At 71.9% G+C, this 23328-nt stretch carries 19 protein-coding genes and 1 pseudogene; 10 read left to right on the forward strand and 10 right to left on the reverse strand.

The genetic code is table 11. The features are described from left to right. The 4 genes and pseudogenes from AC1DQF_RS00005 to AC1DQF_RS00020 form a co-directional block, all read right to left on the reverse strand. Window positions 1-128 (reverse strand): annotated as a pseudogene (locus tag AC1DQF_RS00005) (IS481 family transposase); the annotation flags it as partial. Between the two features lie 113 nt (window positions 129-241). Continuing rightward, window positions 242-667 (reverse strand): four-helix bundle copper-binding protein, encoded by a 426-nt coding sequence (locus tag AC1DQF_RS00010; protein WP_477523145.1) that lies wholly within the window; start codon window positions 665-667, stop codon window positions 242-244. Between the two features lie 378 nt (window positions 668-1045). Beyond that, window positions 1046-2101, reverse strand: coding sequence for a carboxylate-amine ligase (locus AC1DQF_RS00015; RefSeq protein WP_477523146.1), 1056 nt, complete (start codon window positions 2099-2101; stop codon window positions 1046-1048). A gap of 268 nt (window positions 2102-2369) precedes the next feature. Next, window positions 2370-3131: a class I SAM-dependent methyltransferase gene (locus tag AC1DQF_RS00020; protein ID WP_477523147.1), complete on the reverse strand. Its 762-nt coding sequence runs from the start codon at window positions 3129-3131 to the stop codon at window positions 2370-2372. A 131-nt stretch (window positions 3132-3262) separates the two neighbouring features. Here AC1DQF_RS00020 and AC1DQF_RS00025 point away from each other — a divergent pair, with 131 nt between their 5' ends. Next, window positions 3263-3856, forward strand: a complete 594-nt coding sequence (locus AC1DQF_RS00025; protein WP_477523148.1) for a GNAT family N-acetyltransferase — start codon at window positions 3263-3265, stop codon at window positions 3854-3856. A gap of 56 nt (window positions 3857-3912) precedes the next feature. Here the strand turns inward: AC1DQF_RS00025 and AC1DQF_RS00030 are convergent, their stop codons facing one another. From AC1DQF_RS00030 to AC1DQF_RS00040, 3 genes are read right to left on the reverse strand one after another with little or no spacing between them, the layout of a single operon-like run. Then, window positions 3913-7323: an error-prone DNA polymerase gene (locus AC1DQF_RS00030; protein WP_477523149.1), complete on the reverse strand. Its 3411-nt coding sequence runs from the start codon at window positions 7321-7323 to the stop codon at window positions 3913-3915. 27 nt (window positions 7324-7350) lie between these two features. After that, entirely contained in the window at window positions 7351-8994 is a 1644-nt protein-coding gene (locus AC1DQF_RS00035) for a DNA polymerase Y family protein (protein ID WP_477523243.1), read from the reverse strand. Between the two features lie 16 nt (window positions 8995-9010). Beyond that, window positions 9011-9688 carry a hypothetical protein gene (locus AC1DQF_RS00040; protein ID WP_477523150.1) on the reverse strand — a complete coding sequence of 226 codons (678 nt, stop codon included), beginning with the start codon at window positions 9686-9688 and terminating at the stop codon, window positions 9011-9013. Window positions 9689-9875: 187 nt separating this feature from the next. On the opposite strand from AC1DQF_RS00040, the gene AC1DQF_RS00045 reads away from it, so the two are divergent. Then, a complete protein-coding gene (locus AC1DQF_RS00045) occupies window positions 9876-11078 on the forward strand; it encodes a serine hydrolase domain-containing protein (RefSeq protein ID WP_477523151.1) in 1203 nt (400 codons plus the stop codon). Here the strand turns inward: AC1DQF_RS00045 and AC1DQF_RS00050 are convergent. Then, complete coding sequence (locus tag AC1DQF_RS00050) at window positions 10993-11841, reverse strand: IclR family transcriptional regulator (protein WP_477523152.1); 849 nt, start codon at window positions 11839-11841, stop codon at window positions 10993-10995. The genes AC1DQF_RS00045 and AC1DQF_RS00050 overlap by 86 nt on opposite strands. A gap of 72 nt (window positions 11842-11913) precedes the next feature. Here AC1DQF_RS00050 and AC1DQF_RS00055 point away from each other — a divergent pair, with 72 nt between their 5' ends. The 6 genes from AC1DQF_RS00055 to AC1DQF_RS00080 all read left to right on the forward strand — a co-directional run bounded on the left by AC1DQF_RS00055 (window position 11914) and on the right by AC1DQF_RS00080 (window position 18253). Next, a complete protein-coding gene (locus tag AC1DQF_RS00055) occupies window positions 11914-13125 on the forward strand; it encodes a 4-hydroxybenzoate 3-monooxygenase (protein WP_477523153.1) in 1212 nt (403 codons plus the stop codon). Beyond that, window positions 13110-13931 (forward strand): protocatechuate 3,4-dioxygenase subunit beta, encoded by an 822-nt coding sequence (gene pcaH, locus AC1DQF_RS00060; RefSeq protein ID WP_477523154.1) that lies wholly within the window; start codon window positions 13110-13112, stop codon window positions 13929-13931. The genes AC1DQF_RS00055 and pcaH overlap by 16 nt, the downstream gene beginning before the upstream one ends. After that, complete coding sequence (gene pcaG, locus AC1DQF_RS00065) at window positions 13928-14467, forward strand: protocatechuate 3,4-dioxygenase subunit alpha (RefSeq protein WP_477523155.1); 540 nt, start codon at window positions 13928-13930, stop codon at window positions 14465-14467. The genes pcaH and pcaG overlap by 4 nt, the downstream gene beginning before the upstream one ends. Further along, window positions 14460-15422: a lyase family protein gene (locus tag AC1DQF_RS00070; RefSeq protein ID WP_477523156.1), complete on the forward strand. Its 963-nt coding sequence runs from the start codon at window positions 14460-14462 to the stop codon at window positions 15420-15422. The genes pcaG and AC1DQF_RS00070 overlap by 8 nt, the downstream gene beginning before the upstream one ends. A 73-nt stretch (window positions 15423-15495) precedes the next feature. Continuing rightward, window positions 15496-15861, forward strand: a complete 366-nt coding sequence (pcaC, locus tag AC1DQF_RS00075; protein WP_477523157.1) for a 4-carboxymuconolactone decarboxylase — start codon at window positions 15496-15498, stop codon at window positions 15859-15861. A 73-nt stretch (window positions 15862-15934) separates the two neighbouring features. Further along, window positions 15935-18253, forward strand: a complete 2319-nt coding sequence (locus tag AC1DQF_RS00080; RefSeq protein ID WP_477523158.1) for an alpha-L-rhamnosidase — start codon at window positions 15935-15937, stop codon at window positions 18251-18253. Between the two features lie 58 nt (window positions 18254-18311). Here AC1DQF_RS00080 and AC1DQF_RS00085 read toward each other — a convergent pair whose 3' ends face one another. Further along, window positions 18312-19241 (reverse strand): MBL fold metallo-hydrolase, encoded by a 930-nt coding sequence (locus AC1DQF_RS00085; protein ID WP_477523159.1) that lies wholly within the window; start codon window positions 19239-19241, stop codon window positions 18312-18314. A 118-nt stretch (window positions 19242-19359) separates the two neighbouring features. Here AC1DQF_RS00085 and AC1DQF_RS00090 point away from each other — a divergent pair, with 118 nt between their 5' ends. After that, a complete protein-coding gene (locus AC1DQF_RS00090; RefSeq protein WP_477523160.1) occupies window positions 19360-20589 on the forward strand; it encodes a multidrug effflux MFS transporter in 1230 nt (409 codons plus the stop codon). Then, window positions 20589-22403: a beta-glucuronidase gene (gene uidA, locus AC1DQF_RS00095; protein ID WP_477523161.1), complete on the forward strand. Its 1815-nt coding sequence runs from the start codon at window positions 20589-20591 to the stop codon at window positions 22401-22403. The genes AC1DQF_RS00090 and uidA overlap by 1 nt, the downstream gene beginning before the upstream one ends. On the opposite strand, the gene AC1DQF_RS00100 is transcribed toward uidA, so the two are convergent. Further along, window positions 22358-23305: a LysR substrate-binding domain-containing protein gene (locus AC1DQF_RS00100; protein ID WP_477523162.1), complete on the reverse strand. Its 948-nt coding sequence runs from the start codon at window positions 23303-23305 to the stop codon at window positions 22358-22360. The genes uidA and AC1DQF_RS00100 overlap by 46 nt on opposite strands. Window positions 23306-23328: the final 23 nt, after the last annotated feature.

Raw genomic sequence — 23328 nt, forward strand, 5'->3', positions numbered from 1 at the left:
CGCTTCGCGGTCGTGACCGAGCAGTTCCACCGCTCGGCCGCGCGTCGTAGGGGCCATTTCTGGTCGACAACGAGCCTGGCCAGGCGTAGACGTCCGGCCGGGGTGAGTTGGGCGTTAGCGTGTGACACGAAGACCTCCGGAGTTCGTGAGCGAGTGATTGCTTGGTCGCTTCACACCTCACCCGGGGGTCTTCGTCATCGTCCAGCAGGCACGCCGTACCTAACGTCCGTGGTCAGTACACCTAGCGGCACCCACGCGCCGATGCGCGGGAGGACGGGGCGGTGTCGAGAACCCGCCGGCACGAGGACGCGGCGCGACGGCATTCGTCCACGCTCCGTTGACGGTGCTCCTGCGGACCCGACTGCTCCATGTCGTCCGCGCACGCCTCCGTCAGGTCCACGCACGCAGACAGCAGCGTCCCGACCGACGAGGGCACGGTGCCGAAGTGACGCGAGAGCACGGTGGCCGTGGCTGTCAGGACGTCCGCGCAGTCCATGAGGAGCCGGATGCCGGAGCGGAGCTCGGCGACCGCGTCGTCGTCGAGGCAGGCGTCCGCGGTGACCGAGCAGACGGTGGAGGCGCGCACGCAGGCGGCGACGCACGCCGCCTGGGCGTCGATGTCGGGAGCGAGGGACCCGGGGCCGGGCGCGGTCGCATCGGGGCTCATGAGTCCTCCGGGAGTCGATTCGATGAACACGGTCACTCCGGTACCCGGATACGAGGCAATGAGCCCTCGATGGGCCGCGCCGTCCTCCGTCGCGGGTCCTTCTGTCCGCGGCGATCCGTCACCAGGACGCGGAGCACTGAGCGTCCCGCCGCAGCCGTGGTGGTCGTGGCGAGAACGATGACGTCGACGAGGGAACGTGCGTAGAGGGTTGCCACCGTGGGCTCCTTGGTCTGGATCAGCGCGTGCCCGCGGCGTGGGCATGCACGCCCGGAAGGGACGCAGGCGAGCGGTACCCGCCCCGTCGGTGTACATGCGTGCACGTGTCGTCGGTCACGGTGCGGTCGTGACGGTGTCGGCGAGGCTGATGAAGGTGTCTGCTCAGCCGTCGAGGTTCGCGGTCCGGTCGGCAAGGTCGGTGAGCAACGCCTGGATCCCGCCCGTCGCGACCACGTGGCGTTGTCGACCCGGCTCGTCCGACGTCCGCAGCATCTCCTCGACGACGTCAAGCGGGGCGTCGAGGTGATCGGGCGCCAGCACTGCACGGACCTCGCGCACGACACGGATCCCGATCTCTCGCACCGGTCTGATCGTCGCGTCCACGTCCACGATGCGCGCGTCCAGTCCGTGCCGGACCACGCGCTGGTCGTTCACCGCCAGGACGTCGTCGCTCAGCTCCTCCTGGTCCGGGTGCTCGACCGCCAGGCGGGCAGCGCCCTGCACCAGCGCGGTGAGTCCCGCCACCCTGGCCAGCGAGGGCTGGGCATCCATGACGCGCACCTCCAACGTCCCCAGCTCCGGACGGGGGCGCAGGTCCCACCACACGTAGGTGTGGTCGATCGCTTCGGCCGCGGTCATCAGGGCGGTGGTCCGCGTGACGAACTCGTCCCACGACGTCAGCTGCGGGGGCATCGTCGTGCGTGGGTAGGACCTCAGTATCGCGGAGCGCGCGCTGGCCAGACCCGAGTCCGTGCCGTGCCAGTACGGCGAGGCGGCGGCCAGCGCCCGGAGCAACGGAAGGCGGGGACGGAGACCCTGGTAGGCCAGCATGGCCGTCCGTTCGTCCGGCACGCCGACGTGCACCTGGAGCGCTGCGGTCGGAGTGCGGAGGAGGCCGGCGTACTCGTCGACGATGGCGTCGTAGCGAGGCGACCGCGCGATGGCGGCGCCGCCCAGGGGTGCGGACGGATGGACCCCGACTGCCATCGGTCGAACAGCGTGGTCGATGACCTTCGACCTCAGGTCACGCAGCGAGCGCACGACGGCCTCCGCGCCTGCGCACGGCGGCGAGTTCAGCTCGACCTGGTCGACATAGATCTCACCGGTCACGACCCCGCTGGGGAACGAGCCGGCCATCGCCTCCACGAGCGGTCGAGCCGCGGGGCCCAGCAGCTCTCCCATCGCGTCCACGATCATCAGCTCTTCCTCGACGCCCACGGTGAAGTCGCCTCCCGGCCGGTGCGCAGGGACGAGCCCGCGTGTGGGCGGCCGTCCGGGATCCGGGAACCGTGCCTGTCGGGACGAGTCGTCGCTGTCCATCGGGTCCTCCCGGCAACGGGTCAGGCGTCGGCACCGGTGTGGAGTGGCTGGAGCGGCGATGCGCGGCGGGCGTCCTTGCAACCTAGGCTCGCGCCTCGGTCGTCGTTACACCCGCAAGGAGTGGGTCCAGTGCTCGGTGAGCGACCGACGAGGCGACGTACCAGGACTAGGGGCGTCGACAGCTGATGAGCACGCCGACGACCAGCTCCTGTGCGATCAGGCGGGCGATCGTGTCGTGCTGGGACTGCGCGCGCTGCCACCGTTGGTCGTCACGGTGGTCACGCTCGATGACATCTGCCACTCGACCTGCGGCTGCCTTCCAGGTCTCGGGCACTCCAGGCACATCGGCCAGCAGGATCTGGTCCACCAGCGTGAGGTCCGTGGCCTGCAGGTCTTCCAGGACCTCGTCGCGCGTCGGGAAGTGGTTGCCGTCCGGCTGGTCGGGAAGAACATCGACGGTGCGCGTGTAGATGAGCTGACCGATGGCACCCCGAGGGACCACGCACCGGCGCAGCTCCGCCCAGTAGGCCCGCTTCTCCTCGATGGTGCACAACACGCCCAGGGACCAGGCGGCGTCGAACGTGGCGTCCGGGAACGGGAGTCGCAAGCCGTCTGCCACCACCACCGGGTGGTCGAAGAGATGTCGCGCGGCTCGACAGGCTCCCTCCATGGGCTCCGCCATGGTCGGGCGCACGTGATGCTCGCGAGCGACGTACTCTGCCGGCCCGCCGACCCCGGCTCCGGAGTCGAGAAGGCGAAGGCCTCGCTCGAGCCCCATCGACGTGGCCAGCCAGTCGAGTGCTGCCGGACTGCCGCTACCCCGGCACGCAGCGGGCACGGCGTGGTCCTCTCCCAGCTCCTCCACCGCGCAGGCCGTCCACCAGGCAACGCTGTCGAACTCGTCGGACATGCTGTCGGTGTCGCCCATGGACCTTCCCGGAGCCTTGACCGTGCGGGGCCTCAACGTACCCGCTGGCACACCCACCCTGCCGCGTGACCACGGCGGGGTCGCCACTCCCACTCCCTGCTGTCGAGGTCACGGTCGGGCTACGCTGCGGAATGCCCGAGTTCACCTGGCGCCCGGCCAACCTGGCAACGACCGAGGCCGTCGAGGCGGTGTTCGACACCGGTGGCGCCGGCAGGTGCCGCTGCCAGGCGCTGAAGGTCCCGGGCTGGATCTGGCGCGACACCACCCAGGAGCAGCGGGACGCCGCCCTGCTGGAGCAGACCGGTTGCGGCACCGGCGGACCCACCTCCGGCCTCATCGGATATCTCGACGGCGAGCCGGCGGGCTGGGTCGCGGTCGAGCCGCGGGACAACTACCCCAGGGTGTGGAGCCGGAAGAAGTCGTGGATGCGGATGGACCCCGAGCTCACGGGGGTCTGGTCGGTCACCTGCTTCGTCGTCCGCAAGGGCTTCCGCAGGCAGGGACTGATGTATGAGCTCGCCGCCGCCACCGTGGAGTACGGGCGGCAGGTCGGCACCCACGTGCTGGAGGGCTATCCCACCGAGCCGCCGCCCGGGAGGACCGTCATCTGGGACGAGGCGTCGGTCGGGCTCCTGCAGGTCTTCCTCGACGCCGGTTACGAGGTGGAGGCCTCGCCGACCTTGCGCCGGAGGGTGGTGCGTCACCGACTCGGCGGGGCGTCGTGATCGGGCGCCTGTGACACCAGTGGCGCGCTCGCCGCGGGTTGCCCGAGCCGCGTCCTTCAGCGGAAGTCGCGCGACGACGCCCGCGCCTGCAGCACGGCACCGGCGCCCGGCACCACGACGTCGATGCCCTCGACCCGGTCGGCGACGAGGTTGGTGACCCCCTCGTTGCGCTCGAGGCGGCCCCGGACGACGACGGCGACCCGGTTGCGGGCAGCGTGGCGGTGCGCCTTCATCACGCCGATCGAGCAGACGATGTTGAGCATGCCCGTCTCGTCCTCGAGGTTGAGGAAGGTGACGCCCATGGCCGTGCCGGGCCGCTGCCGGTGGGTGATGAGCCCGCCGACGTGGACCCGGCGGCCGGACTCGGCGGTGGCCAGCTCGGCGACCGAGCGGATGCCGGCGCGGCGCAGGTCGTCGCGCAGGTGCTCGACCGGGTGCCGCTCGGGCGAGACGCCCGTGGCCCACAGGTCGGCGAGGGTGATCTCGGGCTCGCTCATGCCCGGGAGGGTGGGCGCGGCCGGGGCGGGCGTGGTGCCGGGCAGGTGGTCGGCTCCCTCGGCGAACCCGGCCGCCCAGAGCGCCTCGCGGCGATCGAGCCCCCACGCCTCGAACGCGCCGGCCGTGGCCAGCGCCTCCAGGTGCGCCGAGGTGAGGTCGGCACGGCGCGAGAGGTCGGTGACGCCGGTGAACGGTGCCTCGTCGCGCGCGGCGACGATGCGACGCGCCACCTCCAGTCCGATGCCGCGCACCGAGTCGAGCCCGAGGCGTACGGCGAGCGCCCCGTCACGGCGGTGGTCGGGGACCGGGTCGGGGGTGCCCGGCACCCACTCCGTGCGGTCGAACCTGGGCCGGCAGCACCCGTCGGGACCAGTGGCAGCGACCGGGCCGATCACCACGGCTTCGAGCTCGGCCTGGGCCCCGGAGCGCGTCACGTCGGGACGGCGTACGTCGACGCCGTGGCGCCGGGCATCGCCGACCAGCGACTGGGGGGAGTAGAAGCCCATCGGCTGGTTGCGCAGCAGGCCGGCCAGGAACGCCGCCGGGTAGTGCAGCTTGAACCAGGAGGAGGCGTAGACCAGCAGGGCGAAGGAGAGGGCGTGCGACTCGGCGAAGCCGAAGTTGGCGAAGGAGAGGATCTTGACGTAGATCGAGTCGGCCAGGTCGCCGGTGATGCCACGCCGCTGCATGCCGGCGTAGAGCTTCTGCTTGACCGACTCGATCCGCTCGACCCCGCGCTTGGAGCCCATGGCGCGACGCAGCAGGTCGGCGTCGTCGCGGCTGCAGTCGCCCAGGGTGACGGCCATCGCCATCAGCTGTTCCTGGAACAAGGGCACGCCCTTGGTGCGCTCGAGCACGGGAATGAGCTCGGGGTGGTCGTAGGTGACCTCCTCCTTGCCGGTGGCCCTGCGCACGTAGGGGTGCACGGCCCCGCCCTGGATGGGACCCGGACGGATCAGGGCGATCTCGATGGCGAGGTCGTAGAACTCACGCGGACGCAACCGCGGCAGCGTGCCGATCTGCGCCCGGCTCTCGACCTGGAACACCCCGATCGAGTCGGCCCGGCAGAGCATGTCGTAGACGGCCGGCTCCTCCTTGGGCATCGTCGCGAGATCCCACCGCTCGCCCAGGCGGTCGGCGACCAGGCGCATCATGTGGTCGAGTGCCCCGAGCATGCCCAGGCCGAGCAGGTCGAACTTGACCAGGCCCATCGACTCGCACGCGTCCTTGTCCCACTGCAGCACCGTCCGCCGGTCCATCCGGCCCCGTTCGATGGGACAGACCTCACCGATGGGCCGCTCGGTGAGGACCATCCCGCCGGAGTGGATGCCGAGGTGGCGCGGCGCCCCCATGAGCTCCTCGGCGAGCGCCACCACCGACGGGGGTACGTCGTGGGCGGCCGGGTCGCCGGCGTCCCCGGCCACCACCGATTGCCACCCGTCGATCTGCTTGGACCAGGCGTCCTGCTGTCCCTGGGAGAACCCGAGGGCCTTGGCGGCGTCGCGCACCGCCATCCGCGGTCGGTAGGAGATGACGTTGGCCACCTGGGCGGCGTTGCGTCGCCCGTAGGTGTCGTAGACCCACTGGATGACCTCCTCGCGCCGGTCGGAGTCGAAGTCGACGTCGATGTCGGGTTCCTCGTCGCGGTGCGCGGAGATGAACCGCTCGAACGGCAACCGGTAGAAGACGGCGTCGACCGCGGTGATGCCGAGGGCGTAGCAGACGGCGGAGCTCGCGGCCGATCCGCGCCCCTGGCAAAGGATGCGCTGCTCCCGGGCGAAGGCGACGATGTCGTGGACGATGACGAAGTAGCCGGCGAAGTCCTTCTCGGCGATGACGCGCAGCTCGTGCTCGAGACGCTCGCGCGCCTCGTGCTCGTGGGGGACGCCGGCGTACCGCTCGGCGAAGCCGCGCTCGGCAAGCACCCGCAGCCAGGAGTCGGCGGTGTGTCCCTCGGGGATCTGGCGCTTGGGCAGCGCGGGGGAGGCCTTGCGCAGGTCGAAGGCCAGCTCGTCGGCGAGCGAGACGCTGCGGGCCACGGCCCTGCGTCCGAGGTCATGGGGGTACGCCGCCAGCGCCGCGACCGTCTCGGCGCCGCTGCGCAGGTGGGCCGAGCCCGACAGGTCGAGCCAGCCGTCGAGCTCGGCCAGGCTGCGCCGGGCGCGCACGGCCGCCATCGCCGAGGCGAGCCTGCGCTGCCGCGGGGTGGCGTGGTGGATGTTGCCGGCCGCGACGACGTCGAGGCCGTGGACGCCGGCCAGTCGGGCGAGTGACGCGTTGGTCGCGTCGGCGCCGGGGCGGGGCGAGAGCTCGACGAGGACGTTCTCGAGCCCGAACAGCGACGTGAGCCGGTCCAGGGCCTCGGCCGCTGCGCCTTCGCCCCCTCGCGCCAGCGCCTGCTGGACGGCCCCCTTGCGGCAGCCTGTCAGCACCACCCAGTGTCCGCGCCCGCGCTCGCCCAGCTCCTCCAGGTCGTAGACGGGACGGCCCTTCTCGTCGCCGCGCAGGTGCGCGTCGGTCATCGCCGCGGCGAGGCGGTGGTAGCCCTCGACGCCGCGTGCCAGCAGCAGCAGGTGGCTGCCCTCGGGGTCGGGCACGCCGTTCTGCGGACCGGCGAGACCCAGGGACAGCTCGGCGCCGAAGACCGTGGCCAGGTCGTACGCCGCCGCGGCCTCCGCCAGCATCGGAGCGGCGTAGAAGCCGTCGTGGTCGGTCACCGCGAGCGCGTGCAGGCCGAGGCGCACGGCCTCCTCCACGAGCTCGGCCGGCGAGCTGGCGCCGTCGAGGAAGCTGAAGTGGCTGTGGCAGTGCAGCTCGGCGTAGGGGATGACCGCGGCGGGCCGCTCGATCGGGCGCACCTCGGCCGAGGGACGCTTGCGCCGCGACACCGGGGCGTCATCGGCTCCCGGGAGGCCGCTCAGCCGACGCTCGAGCTCCTTCCAGTGCATGGCGGGGTTGTTCCAGCCCATCAGCGCGTCTCCCGCATCGCAGGTGTCTCAGTCATATGCCGCCTCCAACGACCAGCCGTCCGGGGCGCGCACCAGGAGCCAGGCCCGTCCGTCGGCGCCGACGACCTGGAACCGGGCGCTCGGACCGGCCCCGCCCGACCACCAGCCCTCGTCCGTGGGCCACGGACCGGCCCAGGCGGTCACCGGCTGCCAGGGCAGGCTCTGCCCGTGGTCGGCGCCCCCGACCCGCCCCGCGATCTCTCCGGTGACCCGCCCCACCATCTCTCCGGTAACCCGCCCCACCATCTCTCCGGTAACCCGGAAGTGCCGCGGCTCACCGCTGACGACGCCGCGATCGGTGAGGCACACCTCGCGGCCCGTGTCGTCGACGACCTCGGCGGTCGGGGGCGTCGCGAACACCCGCACCGGTGCCGGCCCCGGGACCCGTCCCGGCCACGGCCGGTCGACCGGGCGCAGGTCGACCGCACGCTCGCCCCACGGCACCAGCGCCTGCCTGGCCGAGGGGCTGCGGCCGCCCTGCAGCACAGGACGGCGTACGGCGTCGAAGCCCACCATGCCCTGCACCCGGGCCACGCCCCGCTCGACCAGCTCATCGCCCGCGCCACCCCACAGCGCCTCGCCGTGGGCGGCCGCGGGCTCCACCACCTCCGGAACGAACCTGATCCGGTCGATGGGCGCGCGCACCGCCCCGGAGTGCTTGCGCGCCCGCAGCGAGCCGCCGACGTCGGCCGACTGCAGCTGCCAGTGCACCCGGTCGACCAGGTCGCGGGCGGTGAAGTGGCCGGGGTGCAACCAGGCGCGGGACGAGCAGACGGCGCCCTCGGACTCGGCCACGACCCGCACCGCGGTGGCGACGAGCTGGTGGTGGGCCAGCTGGGAGACGAACCGCTCGGCGGTGGTGCGCACGCTGAAGGTGATCGTCTCGACGGAGTCGAGGGGCGGCTCGAAGTCCACGGCCGCATCGAGCTCGGGCGGTGGGGTGCGTGCGGCGAACAGGGCTCGGTCCTCGCCACGGGCCCGTCGCCGTACGGCGGCGCCGTAGGCGCCCAACCGGTGCTCGACGGCCTCCGCCGGGAGGTCGGCCAGGTCGCCGAGGGTGCGGAGGCCGAGCCGCTCGAGCAGACCGACCAGCTCGCGTCCTCGCGGACCGTCGTCCTGCAGCACGTGCACGGGCAGGCCGCGCAGGAACGAGGCGGACCCGCCCTCGGGGACGACCACCCACGACTGCACGTCAGCAGTGCGAGCAGCCCGCTCGGCCGTGAACACGTCGTCGGCGATGCCGAGCCGCACGTCCCAGACGCCGCCCTCCACCACGGCCTGGCACGTCGTGGCGGCAGCGGCGCTCTCGGTGCCGTACCAGCTGCCGGGTGCCCGGACGGCGAGCAGCCCGGGGCGCAGCGCAGCCACTCCGGGACGCAGGTCCTCGACGGTGGCCAGGATGGGCTCGAAAGCCCGGGCGTCGCGGTCGGGGTTGGCGGACAGCAGCACCAGGTCGGGGCACCGGGCCTGGGCGTCCCGGCGGCGCTGATCCCGGCGTACGCCCTCGGACCGGGCGGGACCGTTGCACACGTCCACGACGTTGGCGGACAGCACCGCGGCGGGGGAGCGCGGCGACCTCTCGGCCTCGTCGAGAGCGGCCACCACCGACCAGTCGGGGCACCACAGCACCATCACCCTCACGGGACCCTCACCCCGACACCGTCCGGATCTCCCGCACCTGGCGGTCGACATCGGACTCGACCTGGAGCGCCCCGGGCCACGTCAGCTCCGCGTGCCGCGGCGGTCGTGCGCCCCTGCGCAGGGCGACCCGGGCGTGACGCTGCTGCAGGTGTCCGGTGCCGGACGCCGGGCCGCTCCAGCTCGACTCCTCGATGCTGAGGCGGGCCTCGGCCCGGGGCCAGTCGCCGTGCACGACGAGCACGGCCGAGCGCGTGCGCAGGCGCGAGTCGAGGATGCCGGCGGTGCGCTCGTCGACGGAGGCGGGCGGCCGCAGCACCACCACGCGGAGGACGTCGACGAGCGCCGCAGTCACCTCCAGCCAGTGCTCACCCGGGTCGGGCACCAGGACGGTGCGGGACAGCTCGATCCCGAGCTCGGCCGCGGCCTCCGCCCCGAAGTCGGCGCACCCGGCGAACCCGACCCACTCGCCCGCCTGCGAGGCTCCTGCGGCCAGTGCGAGCGCCAGGGACGCGGAGTCCACGGCGTACGTCGCGCCCGGGTGCAGCGGCACCAGGCTCGCCAGTCCCGGCAGGGTCGCGACGGGCTGCGTGGCAGGCTTGCGCTCCATGGCCGCGACCCGCTCGCGCAGCTGCTCGACGACCGAACGCCCGGGGTCGAGCGCGGGGAGTGAGCGGCCGGTGGACACTCGATCATGATCGAACAGACGTTCGAACTAGTCAAGCGGGACGACCGCAGTGGTTCTGGGCTGCTCCCTCCCGGGAGGGAGACGGCCACTGCGAACTCGCGACCCTGGACAGACGCCCCGACCGGACCTGGCGGCCACTGTGGACGTGCGGCCACTCCGGGCCGATCAGGTCCATGGAAGGTTCCTCATGTCTCCCCTCTCCTCGACTCCCACCCGTGGCTGGCTCCGTGGCTCGCGGCGTACGGCACCGCTGGCCGCCGCAGCCCTCGTAGCCTCCGTCACCCTCAGCGCGCCGGCAGTCTCGGCCGTCACGGCGGACCGTCATGCGGCCGCGGCCCCGGCCGCCACCGACACGGCGCGGATGCAGAAGGCGCTCGACCAGATCGTCGACGCCGGCGTGCCCGGCGCGCTGCTCTACACCTACGACAAGGGCGAGGTGATCGAGCTGCAGAGCGGGCTGGCCGACCTCGCCGCCGGGACGCCCATGGGTCCCTCGACCACGTATCGCGTCGGCAGCCAGACGAAGACCTACGTGTCCACCGCCGTGCTGCAGCTGGTCGCACGACACCGGATCCGCCTCGACGCCCCCGCGCGCCGCTACCTCCCTGGCCTCCTCGCCCGCGTCCCGCACGTCACGGTGCGTCAGCTGCTCAACCACACGAGCGGCATCTACGAGTTCAACGAGGACCCCAGAGTGCTGGCTCCCTACTTCGCAGGGGACCTCGGGCACGTCTGGAAGCCCCGTCAGCTCGTGCGCATCGCCCTGAGCAACGAGCCCGTCTCCAAGCCCGGCGGCGCCTACTCCTACTCGAACACCAACTACGTCCTGCTGGGACTGATGATCCAGGCGGTGACACATCGTCCACTGGGCGACGTCCTGCGCGGCGGGGTCTTCGCCCAGGCCGGTCTGGACTCGACGACCTTCACCCCTTCACGCACGATGCCCGCACCTGCGGCGCACGGCTACTACGTGGCGGAGGGGGACGCGGCCCGCGACTTCACCGACCTGACCAGCCTCTACCCCTATCCGTGGGCCTCCGGAGCAGCCGTGTCGACCGCACCCGACGTCGCACGGTTCTACCGCCACCTCCTGTCCGGCCAGATGCTGCCGCGACGCCTCATGGCCGCCATGAAGACGACGAACGACGCGTCCGACGAGGACGGCGCCGGCACGGCGTACGGTCTCGGCCTGGAGAGCTTCAGCACGCGCTGCGGGACGGCCTGGGGGCATGGTGGGAACTTCCCCGGCTACATCACCTACGTCTACTCCTCGCCCCACGGCGGCCGACAGACCGTCCTGATGCTCAACGAGGACCCGATGTCGCTCCCGAAGAAGGAGATCGGACCGATCTTCCTGCAGCTGCTGGACCAGGCCTACTGCGGATCCTGAGGGCCTGAGTCGGCCCCTCGGCGGCCTGTCGGGCGATGCCTGCTGCGGCAACGCTGAGCGCCGCCACGAGGCGGTCGCGGTCGCGACGCAACGAGGGGACGACGACGCCCAACGCCGCAGCCACGTCCCCGCCGGCGCCCTGCACGGGCACAGCGACCGAGCAGGCTCCGAGCGTCATCTCCTCCTGCGTGGTCGCGAAGCCGTCGCGGCGGACCCGTTCCAGCTGCCGGGCGAGCGTGCCGGGAGCGACGATCGTGTACGGCGTGACGCGGACGAGGTCGGCCAGCACCTGCTGCTGGATCTCGGCCGGCGCGTGTGCCAGCAGCACCTTGCCGACTCCGGTGGCGTGCATCGGAAGTCGTGAGCCGACCCGGCTGACGACCGGCACCGACGCGACGCCGGAGAGTCGGTCGAGGTAGAGCACCTCGGCGCCGTCACGTTCGGCGAGGTGCACCGTCGCGCGGGTTGCCGCCTGGAGGTCCTGGAGGAACGGGGCCGCGACCTCGCGCAGGCCGGTCTGCACGGGGGCAAGGAGCCCGATGTCCCACAGGAGTCGCCCGACGACGTACGTGCCGTCGGCGGCACGGTCCAGTGCTCCAGCGGCAGCGAGCCGTCGCACGATCCGGAGAGCGGTGGGCGGGGCCAGTCCGCTGCGGGTGGCGATCTCGTTCAGCCGCAACCGTCGGTGGCGCTCGTCGAAGGTGCCCAGCACGTCGAGGGTGCGGTCGACGAGCGAGGCGCCGGGTGCGGAGCGACCTGCCATGGCGCCAGCGTATTCCACTGAGTGGAATCCCATGAGTGACGCCGAGACGGTCGTCTCCCTACGGTCGCTCCCATGACCAGCACCCGGACCCAGGTCGCGATCGTCGGCGGCGGCCCCGCCGGTCTGATGCTCGCGCACCTCCTGCACCGCTCGGGCATCGAGAGCGTCGTGCTCGACACCCGCACCGTGGACGCGATCAGGACCACCCACCGCGCAGGCATCCTGGAGCGAGACAGCGTCCGCATGCTCGCCGAGACGGGTGTCTACGAGAGCGGCCGGGAGCGGGTGATCACCCACGGCGACCGGCACGGTGGCATCTACCTGCGCTTCGGCGGCGAGAGCCACCACATCGACTTCGAGGAGCTGGTCGGTGCCTCGGTCTGGCTCTACCCGCAGACGGACGTCTTCGTCGACCTCCACGCGGCTCGCACCCGCGACGGTGGCGACGTGCGCTACGGAATCTCCGACACCGCCGTCCACGACCTCGACACCGACCTGCCCCGGGTGACGTACGCCGACGCCGAGGGGAGCCGGCACGACGTCACGGCCGACCTGGTGGTCGGCGCGGACGGCTCCCGGTCGATCTGCCGCAATCTCGTGGCGGAGCGAGAGCCCACGCACCGGCGCTACTCCCGCGAGTATCCCTTCGCCTGGTTCGGCATCCTCTGCGAGGCGCCGCGGTCCAGCCCCGAGCTGATCTACGCGCGCTCGGAGCGGGGCTTCGCGCTGATCAGCCAGCGCACGGACTCCGTGCAGCGGATGTACTTCCAGTGCGATCCGTCCGAGGACGCGCAGTCCTGGTCAGACGACCGGATCTGGAGCGAGCTCCAGGCGCGGCTGGCCGGCTCTGACGGCTTCACCCTCAACGAGGGCCCGGTCATCGAACGGACGATCCTGCCGTTCCGCTCCTTCGTGCAGACGCCGATGCGCAGCGGCCGCCTGCTGCTCGCCGGCGACGCCGCGCACACCGTGCCGCCGACCGGTGCCAAGGGTCTGAACCTCGCCCTCGCCGACACCCGCGTGCTCGCCGACGCCGTCGAGCGGGCGCTGCTGGAGCAGGACCTCGACGCGCTGGACGACTACACCGACCGGGCCCTGGCGCGGGTGTGGAAGGCGCAGCACTTCTCCTACTGGATGACCACGATGCTCCACCAGGCGCCCGACCAGCAGCAGTTCCGGGACTTCGACGAGCTCCGCCAGCTGGGGGAGCTGACCAGCCTGGTCTCGTCCGAGGCCGGCGCCACCTACCTCGCGGAGGGATACACCGGATGGCCGACAGCATGACCACGAGCGACCGCGACCCGGGCTCGGGCCTGGAGGTGCAGGGCATCCTCGACGAGGAGATGCGCGACATCTCGGAGTCGTACGAGGAAGCGCTCGGGGCGGGCGACGCGGGGGAGACCCAGCCGAGGCGGGACTACCCGCCGTACCGCTCCAGTCGGCTCCGCCACCCGACCAAGGACCTCCAGCAGGTCGACCCGGAGGGGATCGAGCTGTGGGCCCCGGTGTTCGGCCGTCGCGACGTCGGCGAGCTCGAGGCGGACCTCACCGTCCAGAGGGGTGGCGAGCCGATCGGTGAGCGCATGGTCGTCTCCGGTCGGGTGCTGGACGGCGACGGTCGCCCGGTCCGGCACCAGCTGGTCGAGATCTGGCAGGCCAACGCAGGGGGCCGCTACATCCACCAGCGCGACCAGCACCCCGCTCCGCTCGACCCGCACTTCACCGGGATGGGCCGCTGCCTCACCGACGCTGACGGGGTCTACCGCTTCACCACGATCAAGCCCGGGCCCTACCCCTGGAAGAACCACCACAATGCCTGGCGCCCGGCCCACATCCACTTCTCCCTGTTCGGCACGGACTTCACGCAGCGGCTCATCACCCAGATGTACTTCCCCGGGGACCCGCTCTTCGGGCTCGACCCGATCTACCGGTCGATCGTGGACCCGAGGGCGCGCGAGCGGCTCGTCGCCTCCTACGACCACGACCTCACCCAGCACGAGTGGGCCACCGGCTACCGGTGGGACATTGTCCTGACGGGATCGCACCGCACCCCGCTCGAGTCCGACAACGCGCAGGAGGACCACTCGTGACGCCGCCCCCTCGGCTGACCCCCACGCCCGGCCAGACGGTGGGGCCGTTCTTCCACTACGCGCTGCCCTACGAGGGGGACAGCGAGCTGGTGCCGCCCGGCTCGGTCGGCGCCGTACGGCTCCACGGGACCGTGTACGACGGCGCGGGGGCTCCCGTCCCCGACGCCATCCTGGAGCTGTGGCAGGCCGACCGACGGGGCGAGGTCGTGCAGCAGCCGGGCTCGCTCCGGCGCGACGGCTGGACGTTCTCCGGCTTCGGACGCAGCTCCACCGACGGCACGGGGCACTACTCGTTCACCACGCTCGTGCCCGGGCCCGGAGCGCCGTTCTTCGCCGTCACGGTCTTCGCGCGCGGGCTCCTCCACCGGCTGTTCACGCGGGCCTACCTCCCCGGGTCCACCGACACCCTGCTCGAGGGGCTCGACCCCGACCGCAGGTCCACCCTGGTCACCACGGCCGACGCGACGGGGTTCGTCTTCGACGTGCGCCTCCAGGGCGAGGGCGAGACCGTCTTCCTGGACCACGGCGATGAGTGACCTCCTGTGGCCGGGCGACGCACGCGCCGGCGACCTGTTCACCGACGACGCCTTCGTGGCCGCCATGGTGGCCGTCGAGTCCGCGTGGGTCGCGGTGGACCTCGACGTCCCGACCGTCGCGCTCGACGCAGAGCCAGGCGGCAACGCGGTGATCCCGCTCGTGCTGGCGCTGGCGGAGGCGAACCCGGGCATCGGCGTGCACGCGGGCCTCACCAGCCAGGACGTCGTCGACACCGCCGTCGTGCTGATGCTGCGTGACGCGGTGGGCGTCGTCCGCACGCACCTGGACGCAGCATGCGGCGCTCTCGACGACCTCGCCGGCCACCATGGTGAGGCACCGATGGTGGCCCGGACCCTGACGCAGTGGGCGTTGCCGATCACCTTCGGGCACAAGCTCGCGGCCTGGCGCAGCGGCCTCTCCGGTGCCGACCGGGATCTCTCGGCGCTCGCGTTCCCTGCCCAGTGCGGGGGGCCGGTGGGCACGATGCGGGACGGGCGGATCGCCGAGCGGCTCGCGCTTGCGGACGTTCCGTCGTGGCACACCGATCGACGTCCGATCACCCGGATCGCGGACGCGCTCACGGCCGCCACCGACGCCTGCGGCCGTATCGCCCGCGACGTGCTCGAGCTGTCCCGGCCCGAGATCGGCGAGGTCTCCGAAGCCGCGGGTGGGGGGTCCTCCTCCATGCCCCACAAGGCCAACCCGGTCCTGTCGGTGCTCGTGCGCAGGGCCGCGCTCACTGCCCCTCAGCTCCTCGCCACCCTCCACCTCTGCGCCGCCGACCAGGTCGACGAGCGCGCGGACGGTGCGTGGCACGCCGAGTGGGACACCCTGCGCCTGCTCGCACGACGTACAGCAGTGGCCACCAGCCAGACCGCGGACCTCCTCGCCGGGCTCCGGGTCGACACCACTCGGATGGCCGAGAACCTGACCGCCGCCGAGGTGCGCCGATGACCACCCCCGTCCCGGGCCACGAGGTCGCCACGATCATCCGAGACCTCCCCGACCAGACCCGCCAGGAGATGACATGACGAAGTACGACGACGGCATGGCCGTGCGCCGCGAGGTGCTCGGCGACGAGCACGTCGACCGCGCCGACAACAACACCACCGACCTCGACCGCGACTTCCAGACCATGATCACCGAGTACGCCTGGGGCACGATCTGGACCCGCCCCGGGCTGGATCGGCGTACGAGGTCGCTCATCACGATCACTGCGCTGATCGCGCGTGGCCACGACGAGGAGCTGGCGTTGCACCTCCTGGCTGCCCGCCGCAACGGCGTCACGATCCAGGAGATCGAGGAGACCCTCCTGCAGAGCGCGATCTACTGCGGGGTGCCCGACGCCAACACCGCCTTCCGCATCGCGCGGGAGGTCTTCGCCGCTGGCTGACGGTCTTCGGGCCTATGGCTGGCATCACGCATGCGCCGTTCCGCCGGGTCCGTCGGTGCGGTTCGCTGGAGTCGTGACGATCGAGTGGCAGGCGCAATGGATCTCGCCGACGGCGACAGGGGATCGGCCGGGCCACCGGCCGGCGTACCGGCTGCGGGGTGACGTGGTCGTCGATCGCCCCGTGCGCAGGGCGACGCTGCATGCGACGGCGCACGGGATCTACGAGCTCGAGCTCGACGGCGCCCGGGTAACCGCCGACGAGCTGACGCCCGGCTTCACCGAGTACGCCCACCGCACGCAGGTGCAGACCTACGACGTCACCGACCTGCTCGAGGAAGGCACGCACCACCTCGACGCCCTGCTCGCGGACGGCTGGTACCGCGGCCAGGTCGGCATTCTCCGCGCCTCCGACCAGTGGGGGACCGACACGGCGCTCCTGGCACAGCTCGAGCTCGAGCACGAGGACGGCACGACCAGGGTCCTCGGCACGAACGACGGCTGGCAGTGGTCGCCCACCCACATCGTGGCCGCGGACCTGATCGAGGGACAGCGCGAGGACCGCCGCCTCGTCGACGCCCACCGCTGGCAGCCTGTCACCACCAGCGATCGGGGGTACGACGCCCTGGTGATCTCCCCGGCACCACCGGTCCGCCCGGTGGAGGAGCTGCGCCCGGTCGCGGTGACCGAGCCACGTCCCGGCGTCTTCGTGGTCGACCTCGGCCAGAACATCAACGGCAGGGTGCGGCTCACCAGCCTCGGACCCGCCGGCACGGACATCACCCTGACGCACGGCGAGGCCCTGGGCCCCGATGGCGACGTCACCATGACGCACCTCCAGCCCGCGATGCCGTTCCTGCCCGAGCCGTTGAGCGCGGGCCAGGTCGACGGTGTCGTCTCAGCCGGCCTCGAGGGGGATGTCTTCGAGCCGCGGTTCACCACGCACGGCTTCCGCTACGTCCGGATCGAGGGCCACCCCGGTCCACTGTCCGCCGACCACGTCACCGGGGTCGTCGTGCACACCGACCTGGAGCCCCGTGGCTGGTTCGGGTGCGACGTCGACCGGCTCGACCGCCTCCACGACGCGGCGGTCTGGAGCTTCCGCGGAAACGCCTGCGACATCCCCACGGACTGCCCCACGCGCGAGCGGGCGGGATGGACGGGTGATTGGCAGCTCTACGTGCCGACGGCGTCGTACCTCTACGACGTCCAGGGCTTCTCGCTGAAGTGGTTGCGCGACCTGGCGGGCGCTCAGTGGGCCGACGGCAACCTCGGCAACATGGCGCCGATGCCGATCGCTGAGAAGACCGGCTTCCTCGAGAAGATGAACGGCTCCGCCGGCTGGGGTGACGCCATCGTGCTCGTCCCGTGGGAGCTCTACAGCGAGTACGGGGACACCTCGACCCTGGCCGAGATCTGGCCCGCGATGGTGGGCTGGCTCGAGCGGGTCGAGCGGATGGCCTCGCAGGACAGGCATCCCGACCGGGTCGCCGAGCGCCCCGAGCCCGAGGCCCACGAGCGATACCTCTGGGACACCGGGTTCCACTGGGGCGAGTGGCTCGAGCCCGGCGGGGAGCCCCAGGACTTCGCGGCCTTCATCGGCGCAGACAAGTCGGACGTCGCCACGGCCTTCTACTCCTGGACCGCAGGTCACGCGGCCCGCATCGCGCGGCTGATCGGCCGCGACGCCGAGGCCGAGAAGTACGACGAGCTCTCGCACGGTGCCCGCGACGCCTGGCAGGAGGAGTTCGTCACGCCGGACGGGCGGATCACCCCGCACACCCAGGCCACCCTGGTGCGAGCCCTGGCGTTCGGACTGGTCCCCGAGGAGCACCGGCAGCGCGCCGGGGACGACCTGGCCGTCCTCGTCCGCGCGGCCGGCACCCACCTGACGACCGGTTTCCTGTCCACCCCCGACCTGTTGCCGATGCTCGCCGACCACGGCCACCTCGACCTGGCCTACGAGCTGCTGCTCCAGGACTCCGAGCCGTCGTGGCTGACCATGATCGACCGGGGCGCCACCACCGTCTGGGAGCGCTGGGACGGCGTGGGCGCCGACGGCTCGGTCCACGAGTCGCTGAACCACTACTCCAAGGGCGCCGTGATCTCGTTCCTGCACCGTCACGTCGCCGGGCTCCAGCGGCTGGAGCCGACGTGGACGCGGTTCCGCGTCGCGCCGCTGCCCGGCGGCGGGATCACCCGGGCGCGGACCGAGCACGTGTCGGTCCACGGAAGCATCGCGGTGGCGTGGGACGCCACCGACGGCTTCGAGCTGACGATCAGGGTGCCCGAGGGCTGCGCCGCCGAGGTGGTGCTGCCGAGCGGCACGACCCAGGAGGTCGGACCGGGGATCCACGTGCTCCGGGATCAGGACCAGGAGATGCCGAGCGTGTAGACACTGTCGACCTCGACGCCGCCAGGGGCCGGGTGGAGTCCGGCGAGGAGACGCGCGCTCACGCGTGGCTGACGATCGGGCCGCCGTTGAGCGCGACCATCTCCGGCCACAGCGCCGGGATGATCAGCGGCGTCGGCGACACGTAGTCGGGGTTCTGCTCGACGTAGGCCCGGTGCAGGTTGCACACGACGCGCTCGCCTTCGGGCCAGTCGGCGTAGGGACCGCCGGCGGCCTTCTGGGCGGCCTCGAGCGGGGTGAGCCCTGCGGCGTACGACTCGCGGGCGAGGTCGGCGATCCAGTCGACGTAGCCGATGAGGTCGTCGAGGACCTGCCCGACCTCGTCGCCGCGGCAGGCGGGGCCGTGGCCGGGCAGCAGTGCGTTCGGCTCGAGTGCCTTCATCCGCTCCGCGGCGGTCCGGAAGCCGGCCAGCGAGCCCTCGAGGAAGATCGGGTGGCCGCCCGAGAAGGCCAGGTCGCCGGCGAACATGACCTTCTGGTCCGGCAGCCAGACGCCGATGTCGTTGGTCGAGTGGGCCGGTCCCATGATCTTCAGCTCCACGGGGAACTCGTCCAGGTGCAGCGTCACGTTGCTGTCGATGGTGAGGTCGGGCGGGCGGACGACCAGGTCGCCGTAGTCGGCGGAGAGCTCGGCAGTCGCCTTGAGCTGGGCCCGGATGACGCCCTCGCGACAGAGGTGGTGACCGATGATCGTGGTGGAGTCCGGAAGGAAGCCGTTGCCGTAGGTGTGGTCCGGGTGGTGGTGGGTGTTGACCAGGATCCTCGGGTCGCGCGCGGCGACCCCGGCCACCTCGGCGAGGAGGGAGCGGTTGCGCTTCTCGGTCGACGTGGTGTCCACCAGCACGGCGTCGCCCGATCCGTCGACGACGACTCCGCAGTTGTTCACCATCCAGCCGCCGTCCGGCTGCACGTAGGCGTACACGCCCGGCGCGAGCTCGTCGAGGTAGGCCGTTCCGTCATCCCAGGTCATGCGCCAAGTCAGCCCGACCGTGACCGTCGCCACAAGGCTCACGGCCATCACGAGCACCGATCACAGGCATGCGCGACGGCTCGTTCCGCGCATGCCTCGGCGTTGCTTCACTGGCGACGTGACAGAGGAGACGAGCCGGGAGGTGCGGCTGCCCCTGCTGCTGGTCCTCGCGTCGCTGGCCGCGGTGGCACCGGTCGCGACGGACCTCTACCTGCCGGGCTTCCCGGCGATCGGGACCGACCTGGGCGCTGGACCCAGCGGCGTACAGCTGACCCTCACGTCGTTCCTGGTCGGGCTCGCCCTGGGCCAGCTCGTCATGGGGCCGCTCTCGGACAGGTACGGACGTCGTACGCCGCTGCTCGCGAGCGCCACGGTGTGCGTGGTCGCCGGCGTCGTCTGCGCAGTCGCCCCGAGCCTGCCCGTGCTCGTCGCCGCGCGCGCGGTGCAGGGGTTCGCCGGCGCCGGCGGCATGGTGATCGGACGGGCGGTCATCTCGGACGTGGCGACGGGTCGCGCCGCCGCTCGCGCCTTCACGCTCATGCTGACCGTGGGCGGCATCGCGCCCGTGCTGGCGCCGCTGGTGGGAGGGCTCCTCGCTGGGTCGGTCGGCTGGAGGGGGATGCTCTGGACGGTCGCCGGGCTGTGCGCCGCGATGCTCGTGGCGGTCGTGGTGGTGCTCGACGAGACCCACCCGCCCGAGCGACGCAGCGCGGGGGAGTCGTCACCCCTCGTCGACATGCGGTCGGTCGTCGCCAACCACGCCTACTGCGGACCGGTGCTGGTCCTCGCGTTCTCGTTCGGCGTGATGATGGCCTACATCTCCGCCTCGCCGTTCCTCTACCAGGACGTCGTGGGACTCGACGAGGTGCAGTACGGCGTCGCGTTCGGCGTGAACGCTGCCGGCCTGATCGCCGCGGGCTACGTCTCGAGCAGGCTCGTCGACCGCTGGGCGCCGGCCCGGATCCTCCGGGCCTGCATCACCCTCCAGCTCGCGTCCACCCTGTCGTTCGTGCTGCTGGCCGCAGCCCACGCGCCGGCCTGGACCTATCCGGTGCCGATCTTCGTCGCGGTGCTCAGCAACGGCGGCATCATGGGCAACGCCGCAGCCCTCGCGATGGCCGAGGTGCGGCCGGTCGCGGGTGCAGGCAGCGCCGTGCTGGGCTTCTCACAGTTCGCCCTCGGCGCCGTCGTCTCACCGCTGGTGGGACTCGGGGGCGAGGACTCGGCCCTCGTCCCCGCCGTGGTGATGGCGTGCTCGTCGGCGCTCGGCTTCACGGTCAGCCGCAGAGGGCTGAGCCGGCGCGTGGAGGAGCCCCGCGCCGCGGTCACCGCCGAGGCGGTGGACTGATGCTCCGCCCCCAGGACAGCGCAGCCCGCGACTGCCGTCGCCTCGACGGGCCCTGGTCGTTCGTGCTCGACCCCGACGGCGTCGGACGGCGGGACGGCTGGCACCTCGGGCCGCTCCCGGGCGCCCGGCAGATGCCCGTGCCGGCCAGCTACAACGAGATCGTCCCGAGTCCCGAGCACCGCGACCACGTCGGGGACGTGTGGTACCAGCGTGTCGTGCACGTCCCGGCCGGGTGGAGGGGCCGCCGGGTGGTGCTCAGGTTCGACTCGGCCACCCATCGGGCCACGGTGTGGGTCGGTGAGACCGAGGTGATGAGCCACGAGGGCGGCTACACGCCGTTCGAGGCCGACGTGTCCGCGTGGCTGGAGCCGGGAAGCCCGGTCCGGGTCACCGTGGTGGTGAACAACGAGCTGACCTGGACCTCGCTTCCGCCGGGCGAGGTGCTCGACGCTCCCGGAGGTCGCCGGCAGAAGTACGGGCACGACTTCTTCAACCATGCCGGGCTGGCGCGATCGGCCTGGGTGTACAGCACGCCGCGTGATCACCTCCAGGACCTGCGGGTGACCACGGACCTCGACGGCAGCACCGGCCTCGTTCACTACGACATCACCGCGTCCACGGGCGACATGGAGACCACCGTGACGCTGCGCGACCAGGAGGGCCGCGTGGTCGTCACCGGCTCGGGGCGGTCGGGGACACTCGCCCTCGCCGACGTCCATCCGTGGCGTCCCGGAGAGGGCTACCTCTACGAGCTGACCGCATCCCTGATGGACGGTACGACGCTGGTCGACACCTACCGCCAAGCGGTCGGTGTCCGCACGGTCGAGGTCCGTGGTCAGGAGTTCCTCATCAACGGCGAGCCGTTCCACTTCCGGGGGTTCGGCAAGCACGAGGAGTCGGCGGTCAGGGGCAAGGGCCACGACGACGTCCTGATGGTCCACGACTTCGAGCTGATGGCGTGGACGGGAGCCAACTCCCTCAGGACCGCGCACTACCCGCACGCCGAGGAGGTCCTCGACCACGCAGACCGGCACGGTGTCGTCGTGATCGGCGAGACCGCGGCGGTCGGCCTGAACCTGCCGCTCGCCGGCGGCATGATCGGCGCGGACAAGCGACCTACGTACTCGCCGGACACGATCAGCGACCTGACCCAGGAGGTGCACGCCCAGGCGATCCGGGAGCTCGTCGACCGCGACCGGCACCACCCGAGCGTCGTCGTGTGGAGCATCGCGAACGAGCCGGAGACCACGAGCGCAGAGTCGCGTGACTACTTCGCCCCACTGCTCGACCTGACGCGAGAGCTCGACCCCACGCGGCCGGTCGGCATCGTCAACATGTTCCTCGCGCCGCCGGACCGGTGCCGCGTCACCGAGCTGTGCGACCTTACCATGGTCAACCGCTACTTCGGGTGGTACGTCCATCACGGCGACCTGGTCGCCGCGGAGGCCGCGCTGGAGGCAGAGCTCGTCGCATGGGCCGCGCTCGGCAAACCCGTCCTCGTGACCGAGTACGGCGCCGACGCACTGCCCGGTCGGCAYGGCGCCCTGGGCGAGCCGTGGACCGAGGAGTACCAGGCGGCCGTCCTCGAGATGTCGCATCGCGTCTTCGACCGTGTCGCAGGGGTGGTGGGGGAGCACGTCTGGACCTTCGCCGACTTCGCCACCGTGCCGGGCCTCACGCGGGTGGACGGCAACACCAAGGGGATCTTCACCCGGGACCGGCGACCCAAGTCGGCCGCGCACGTCCTCCGCCGACGGTGGCTGTCAGCTCAGTCGCCCTCGACCTCGTCCTCGACGGCGACGGCGACGTCGTAGAGCAGCTGGCGCAGCCAGACGACCGCCGGCTCGGTGTCGCGACGCGGGTGCCAGTGCGCCGCCTCGGTGATCCGCACGGTCTCGACCGGTGTTGCCGCCACGGTCAGGCCGAGGATGTCGACGCAGCGGTGGGCCAGCCGGGACGGCACGAAGGCGCACATGTCGGTGCCGCTGACCGCGAAGGGGAGCACCAAGAGGCTCATGACCTGGACGCGGACGTTGCGGCCGCTGATGCCGACGCGCTCCAGCTCGATCTCCAGCGGCCGGCGACGTCCGCCGGCCACGGCGGCGCCGAACTCCGCGACGGCGTGGGGCATCTCGTTGAGGTCCCCCATCGACAGGGCCCCGTCGACGAGTCGCGGGTTGGCGCGGTCGACGACGCACACGAGCTCGTCGGTGAAGACGGGCTGGGTCCGTCCGGGGAAGTCGAAGCCCAGCGGGCCGATGATCAGGTCGCGTCGCAGGAGCTGCGCCTCGAAGCCACTCGGTCCCGCGTCGACAGGATCGAGGGCCAGCGAGCAGCCGGGCGCCTGCTCGCCGAGATGGGTCATCAGTGGCTCGGACAGCACCGTCATCGCGTACTCGGACATGCTCACCGAGAAGCGGCGCTCGCTGGAGGACGGGTCGAACTCGCGCTGGTTGCCCAGGAGCGCCTCCGCGGCCTCGACCGCCTCGGCGACGTCGGACTTGAGCTGCTCGGCCAGCGGGGACAGCTCGAAGCCGCGCCCGACGCGCACGAGCAGCTCGTCGTCGAAGTGCTTGCGCAGGCGGCCCAGGGCGCCGCTCATCGCGGGCTGGCTCATGGTCATCCGCTCACCGGCATGGGTGAGGTTCTTCTCCTCGAGCAGGGCATGGAGGGACAACAACAGGTTCGCGTCGACCTCGCGCAGCCTCTCTCGCACAGGAAGTGACAGTAGTCTCATCG

The organism is Nocardioides sp. P4_G4, from assembly GCF_056401085.1.

Coding starts and splice junctions, on each gene's coding strand:
- AC1DQF_RS00010 (WP_477523145.1), bottom strand. CDS start 667: ATGAGCCCCGATGCGACCGCGCCCGGCCCCGGGTCCCTCGCTCCCGAC.
- AC1DQF_RS00020 (WP_477523147.1), bottom strand. CDS start 3,131: ATGGGCGACACCGACAGCATGTCCGACGAGTTCGACAGCGTTGCCTGG.
- AC1DQF_RS00025 (WP_477523148.1), top strand. CDS start 3,263: ATGCCCGAGTTCACCTGGCGCCCGGCCAACCTGGCAACGACCGAGGCC.
- AC1DQF_RS00030 (WP_477523149.1), bottom strand. CDS start 7,323: ATGGGCTGGAACAACCCCGCCATGCACTGGAAGGAGCTCGAGCGTCGG.
- AC1DQF_RS00035 (WP_477523243.1), bottom strand. CDS start 8,994: ATGGTGCTGTGGTGCCCCGACTGGTCGGTGGTGGCCGCTCTCGACGAG.
- AC1DQF_RS00045 (WP_477523151.1), top strand. CDS start 9,876: ATGTCTCCCCTCTCCTCGACTCCCACCCGTGGCTGGCTCCGTGGCTCG.
- AC1DQF_RS00050 (WP_477523152.1), bottom strand. CDS start 11,841: ATGGCAGGTCGCTCCGCACCCGGCGCCTCGCTCGTCGACCGCACCCTC.
- AC1DQF_RS00055 (WP_477523153.1), top strand. CDS start 11,914: ATGACCAGCACCCGGACCCAGGTCGCGATCGTCGGCGGCGGCCCCGCC.
- pcaH (WP_477523154.1), top strand. CDS start 13,110: ATGGCCGACAGCATGACCACGAGCGACCGCGACCCGGGCTCGGGCCTG.
- AC1DQF_RS00070 (WP_477523156.1), top strand. CDS start 14,460: ATGAGTGACCTCCTGTGGCCGGGCGACGCACGCGCCGGCGACCTGTTC.
- pcaC (WP_477523157.1), top strand. CDS start 15,496: ATGACGAAGTACGACGACGGCATGGCCGTGCGCCGCGAGGTGCTCGGC.
- AC1DQF_RS00085 (WP_477523159.1), bottom strand. CDS start 19,241: ATGACCTGGGATGACGGAACGGCCTACCTCGACGAGCTCGCGCCGGGC.